Origin of the sequence: Campylobacter sp., from assembly GCF_020024835.1 — a bacterium.
Lineage (GTDB): Bacteria > Campylobacterota > Campylobacteria > Campylobacterales > Campylobacteraceae > Campylobacter_D.
Genome location: NZ_JAHHTD010000059.1, coordinates 1 through 5,547, shown reverse-complemented (window position 1 = coordinate 5,547; position 5,547 = coordinate 1). Strand labels below are relative to the sequence as shown.

The following is a 5,547-nucleotide window of genomic DNA, read 5'->3' as shown; positions in this document are numbered from 1 at the left end:
TTTTAGCACTGATAATATCTACTTGAGTAATTTCTACTTCAACATTTTCTAATAAATTAGCTTTAGAATCAATAATATTTATCCTAGCACCCTTTATTTCATCATTTAGCTTAACTTGCAAGGAAGTTTGATTTTCTGTTACTATAGCTTTAAATCTTTTACCAATATTTTTTTTAGCCCATCTTGCAAATTTTCTATCTATGAAATCCCAAGTAACTTTATCGGCTTCTCTTTCTAAAATGCTAAGATCTTCGCATAAACTTTGTATGTTTAAGAGTAAATAATCAAACATTTTTTTATCATTATTAATTTTAGCTTTTAAAAGTCTATGTAAAATAAGATCAGAGTATCTTCTAATGGGGCTTGTAAAATGTGTATATCTATCAAATCCTAAGCCAAAATGTCCTGCATTTTCACTTGAGTATTCGGCTTTTTTTTGTGCTTTTATGATAAGTTTATCTACTTCTGAACGTATATTTAATTCATTTGCTAATGTTTGGATATCTTTAAAAAGTTCAATTGTATTATTTTTTAAATTTATGTCTATGCTAAGAGTTGATAAATCATCTAATAATTGTTTTATTTTTTTTAAATCAGGATTTAAATGATTTCTAAAAATTCCTATTTCTATGAGTTTTGCTGCTGCTTTGTTGGCTAAAAGCATACAATCTTCTATTAAATTATGAGAAGGAGTATCGCTTTGTAAATGAGTATTTTTTAATTTATTATATTCATCAAGTTGTATTTTTAATTCTTGTGTTTTAAATTCACAAGCATTTTTTAATCGTTTTTTGCGTATATTTTGAGTAATTTTAAATAGATTATAAATCCAATTAAATTCGTTTAAATCTTTCGAATTTGCTAAATAATTGTCTATTTCATCATAATCAAAACGACGCTTAGAATTAATAATTGATTCAAAAAGTTCTTCTTTTATAACTTCATTATTGTGATCTAGTGTGATTTTAAAACAAAATGCCAAACGATCTTCATTTGGTTTTAATGAGCATATGTTTTCACTTAGATCTCTTGGTAGCATAGGTATAGCAATATGTGGAAAATAGATTGAAAATCCACGATTTTTAGCTTCTTTATCTATAGCACTATAAGCATATACATAAGAACTAACATCAGCTATAGCAATGTAGATAATATGTTCTTTTTTATCATAATATATAGCATCATCAAAATCTTTTGCATCAACTGGATCAATAGTGCAAAAATTTAATTTTCTAAGATCTATTCGTTGAGGATACATACTAGCATCAACCTTGTCTCCATAAGCTTTAGCTTCATTTTCACATAGAGTATTAAAAATTGTATTTTTATTGTAAAGAGCTAGTGAAATTTTTTCATCTACAAAATCATCATCAATATGACCTATGACTTCGGTAATATTATTATTGCAATTTTCTATTTTTAATATTGTGCCAAGTGGTAATGTTTTTAAAGATTTTTGCGAGGCTTTTAAAGTGTGGCTTAAGCCCGTTTGTATATTTACACCAAGTATAGCTTCACCATATTTTTTAGTAACGACTAAAGAAGTTTCTTGTGCTCTTTTTAATATTAAAATTACTTTAGCTTTAAGGCGTTTTTTTTTAATAGGTAAAAGCTTTGCTACGACAATATCAGCATAATTTGCTTCTTTTAAATTTTTGTTTTCTATGAGTAAATCTTTTTTTAAATTTAAGTCAAAACTTTGTAAAAAACCTATTCCATTACTTGAAATATCTATTTTTCCAAAAGTAAAGCCATTTTTTAAGTAGTATTTATTTTTATAAAATTTTATGATATCACACGCTAGCAATTCTCTTATTATTTGTTTATTATGATTGGTAAGTTTTTTTATATTTAAGCCATGGTTAAGTTGATTAAATAATTCTCTCAAATATTTTCCTAATTTTTATGATTTTTTGTAAGTTATTTTGCTTGATTGAAATTTTATCATAAAAAGAATTAAATTTTCGTATTTTTTAGATACAATGCTACGCTTATATTAATGATAATTTATTTTTAGGAGCATATGATGGCTGTGTCTATTTATTATGACAAAGATTGTGATATAAATTTAATAAAATCAAAAAAAGTGGCTATTATAGGTTTTGGCTCCCAAGGTCACGCTCATGCTATGAATTTAAGAGATAATGATGTAGAAGTCGTAATAGGCTTAAAAGAAGAAAGTATAAGTTGGAAAAAAGCACAAGATGCTGGATTTGTTGTAAAAAATGTAAAAGAAGCTAGTAAATACGCTGATGTCATTATGATTTTAGCTCCTGATGAAATACAAAGTGAAATTTTTAATTTAGAAATTAAATCAGAATTAAAAGCAGGCAAAACTTTAGCTTTTGCTCATGGCTTTAATATCCACTATGGTCAAATTATACCTCCAAAAGATATTGATGTGATTATGATAGCTCCAAAAGCTCCAGGTCACACGGTAAGACGTGAATTTAGTATAGGTGGAGGAACTCCTTGTTTAATAGCTGTATATCAAGATGAAAGTAAGAATTCTAAAGCTTTGGCATTAAGTTATGCTAGTGCTATTGGCGGAGGAAGAACCGGTATTATAGAAACTACTTTTAAAGCAGAAACCGAAACAGATCTTTTTGGCGAACAAGCAGTTCTTTGCGGAGGTCTTAGTGCATTAATTCAAGCGGGATTTGAAACTTTAGTAGAAGCAGGATATGAGCCTGAAATGGCTTATTTTGAATGTTTGCACGAAATGAAATTAATTGTTGATTTGATCTATCAAGGTGGTTTAGCTGATATGAGATATTCTATATCAAATACTGCTGAATATGGTGATTATATTACTGGGGAGAAGATTATTACAAAAGAAAGTAAAGAAGCTATGAGATCTATTTTGAAGGATATACAAAATGGAAAATTTGCTAAAGATTTTATTTTAGAGAAGAAGGCTGATTTTGCAAGAATACATATGCAAAGAAAAATGACTCAAGATTCTTTAATTGAAAAAACAGGTCACAAGCTTCGTGCAATGATGCCTTGGATTAGTTCTAAAAAATTAATAGATAAAGATAAAAACTAGTTGAAAACTACAAATAAAATATACAATTTTTTTTTAATATTTCTTGTGGTGGCACTTGGAATTGCTGTGCTTATTTTTTTGAATTTATATTTTCAAAAAAAAGAACAAGAAACGACATTGCAAGAAAATAATTTTTCTAGTGAAAATAATTTAACTTTATTACAAAGTGATCAAGATATAAATGCAAATAATATTGATTTAAATTTTTCTTTAAAGAATGAAAAATTAGATTTTTTAGATAAAAATATTAGTGAAATTTTACGTTTAGGTATTGGAAACGATGAGCATCAAATTGATGATCAAAATTTAAAGAAAGAACAAAAATCACTTAATTCATTAGAATTTATTCAAACGATAGATGATTTGCAGCTAGATAGTAATACAACAAAGCAAGAGATATTAAGTGATAATATTTTAAATGATAAAAAACGTAAAATATTGACTCAAATTAGACAAGATAAGCCGTCTTTAGCTATTATTATTGATGATATGGCTAATTATACGCATGTTAAAATGCTTAAAAATACAAAGTTAAAACTAATTCCTTCATTTTTTCCTCCAGATGAAAGACATCCTTATACTGCAGAACTTGCTAAAAATTTTGATTTTTTTATGGTCCATTTGCCTTTAGCTGCTATAAGCTATGATAAAGCAGAATTAAATACCTTAAAACCAAGTGATACAAAAGAAAAAATTTTCAAACGTGTAGCATATATTAAGGAAAAATTTCCAAATTTAGTGTTTATGAATAACCATACGGGAAGTTTATTTACTTCTGATGAAAATGCAATGAAAAATCTTTTTGATGCTTTCAATGAGTATGGATTTATTTTTGTTGATTCAAGAACTATTGGAAATTCTAAGGCTTTAAAGCTTGTAAAAGAGTATAATCAACCTTATATAGCAAGAGATATTTTTTTAGATAACGAAGATAATGTTGAATATATCAAAAAACAAATAGCACAAGTGGTTGAAAAAGCTAAAAATAAAGGTTTTGCTATAGCTATAGCTCATCCAAGAAAAAATACTTTTGAAGCTTTAAAACAAAGCAAAGAACTCCTAAAATCAATTCAGTTGGTGTATTTAGATGAAGTTTATCAATAAAATTAAAGAATTTGACATTTTATTAAATCCTCCTAATAAAATATATTACAAGGGTCAATTAGAGCTTTTAAAAAAAAGAAAAATTGCAATTATTGGCTCAAGAAGAATGAGTATTTATACTAAAAATTGTATCTTTGAGCTTGCAAAATTATGCAAAAATGCAGGAATTTGTGTAGTAAGTGGAGGAGCATTGGGTGTAGATATTACCGCTGCTAATGCTGCTTTTCCAAATACTATAGCAGTATTTGCAAATGGGCTTGATGAAATTTATCCAAAGAGTAATAAAAAATATATAGAAAATATTTATCAAGAAGCTTTAGCATTGAGCGAGCACGAAGGAAATTATATGCCAAAACCATATGATTTTTTACTTAGAAATCGTTTGATTATAGCATTAAGTGAAGTTGTTGTAATTGCTCAAGCTGATATTCAAAGTGGCTCTATGCAAAGTGCAAGACTTGCTTTGAGTATGAATAAGCCTATATATGTTTTGCCACAAAGAATAAAAGAAAGTGATGGAACTAATTTGCTTTTATCACAAAAACAAGCGATTTTATTGCATAATTTTTCTCATTTTGTATCAATGTTTGGAAAAATAGAAAAAAAAGATGATGAATTGTTAGAATTTCTTAAAATAGAAGATGATTTAGAAAAAATTTTATATAGATTTGGCGATAAAATATACGAGTATGAATTAGAGGGTTTAGTGGAAATTTGTGGTTTAAAAGTGAGATCTAAGATTTGAAAATTTTAGCTTTAGATGTTGGTTTAAAAAGAATAGGAGTCGCTCTTTGTTTTGATAAAAAAATAGCTATGCCCTTAGATGCAATCATAAGAAAAAATAGGAATCAAGCAGCACAAGAAGTAAATAAAATTTTAAGAGAATATGATATTAGCATTTTAATAGTTGGGATACCTAGGGGAGGCTCTTGTGAAGATGAGATGAGAAGGCGTATAGAGCATTTTATCTCTTTATTGGATTTTGATAAAGAAATAATTTTTATTGATGAAAGTTTTAGCTCTAAGGAAGCTATGAAATTTGGAGTTGCTAATCTAAAGAAAAAAGATGGCAAGCTTGATTCTTTATCTGCTTATTTAATTTTAAAAAATTATTTTAATATTATTTGATTATATAAAAATAAAGTGCTTGCAAGTGTAAAAATTTAGTATTTTTAGAATACATTTTAAATGGTAAAGAAATTTGATTTGCTAAATTTCATAAAATATGTGGTTTTTATAAAATTTTCTGTGAATAAAGGCAAATCAACTTTTATAAAAATAATCAAGTATTTTAGTATGTAAAATTTTGAAAAATATAAAAATATCTTATAAAATATTATCGTATTTTGTTCTAAATATAATAAAAACTTATATTTATTAAGAAAGAATAAATG

Annotated in this window: 5 protein-coding genes; 4 read left to right on the top strand and 1 reads right to left on the bottom strand. The window is 26.4% G+C overall.

What is annotated here, in order from left to right; all coding sequences use genetic code 11:
• The coding region (locus QZ429_RS07385) for a ribonuclease R family protein (RefSeq protein WP_291953321.1) at positions 1-1,888 on the bottom strand (1,888 nt) is incomplete at its 3' end.
• A gap of 138 nt (positions 1,889-2,026) precedes the next feature.
• On the opposite strand from QZ429_RS07385, the gene ilvC reads away from it, so the two are divergent.
• From ilvC to ruvX, 4 genes are all read left to right on the top strand, one after another.
• Positions 2,027-3,049 carry a ketol-acid reductoisomerase gene (gene ilvC, locus QZ429_RS07380; RefSeq protein ID WP_291953319.1) on the top strand — a complete coding sequence of 341 codons (1,023 nt, stop codon included), beginning with the start codon at positions 2,027-2,029 and terminating at the stop codon, positions 3,047-3,049.
• A 66-nt stretch (positions 3,050-3,115) separates the two neighbouring features.
• Positions 3,116-4,153, top strand: a complete 1,038-nt coding sequence (locus QZ429_RS07375; protein WP_291953313.1) for a divergent polysaccharide deacetylase family protein — start codon at positions 3,116-3,118, stop codon at positions 4,151-4,153.
• Positions 4,137-4,898, top strand: coding sequence for a DNA-processing protein DprA (locus QZ429_RS07370; RefSeq protein ID WP_291953312.1), 762 nt, complete (start codon positions 4,137-4,139; stop codon positions 4,896-4,898). The genes QZ429_RS07375 and QZ429_RS07370 overlap by 17 nt, the downstream gene beginning before the upstream one ends.
• Positions 4,895-5,281 carry a Holliday junction resolvase RuvX gene (ruvX, locus tag QZ429_RS07365; protein ID WP_291953311.1) on the top strand — a complete coding sequence of 129 codons (387 nt, stop codon included), beginning with the start codon at positions 4,895-4,897 and terminating at the stop codon, positions 5,279-5,281. The genes QZ429_RS07370 and ruvX overlap by 4 nt, the downstream gene beginning before the upstream one ends.
• The last annotated feature ends 266 nt before the right edge of the window (positions 5,282-5,547 follow it).

Bases quoted from the DNA above. Each gene is read 5' to 3' on its own strand.
- ilvC (WP_291953319.1), top strand. From the start codon at position 2,027: ATGGCTGTGTCTATTTATTATGACAAAGATTGTGATATAAATTTAATA.
- QZ429_RS07370 (WP_291953312.1), top strand. From the start codon at position 4,137: ATGAAGTTTATCAATAAAATTAAAGAATTTGACATTTTATTAAATCCT.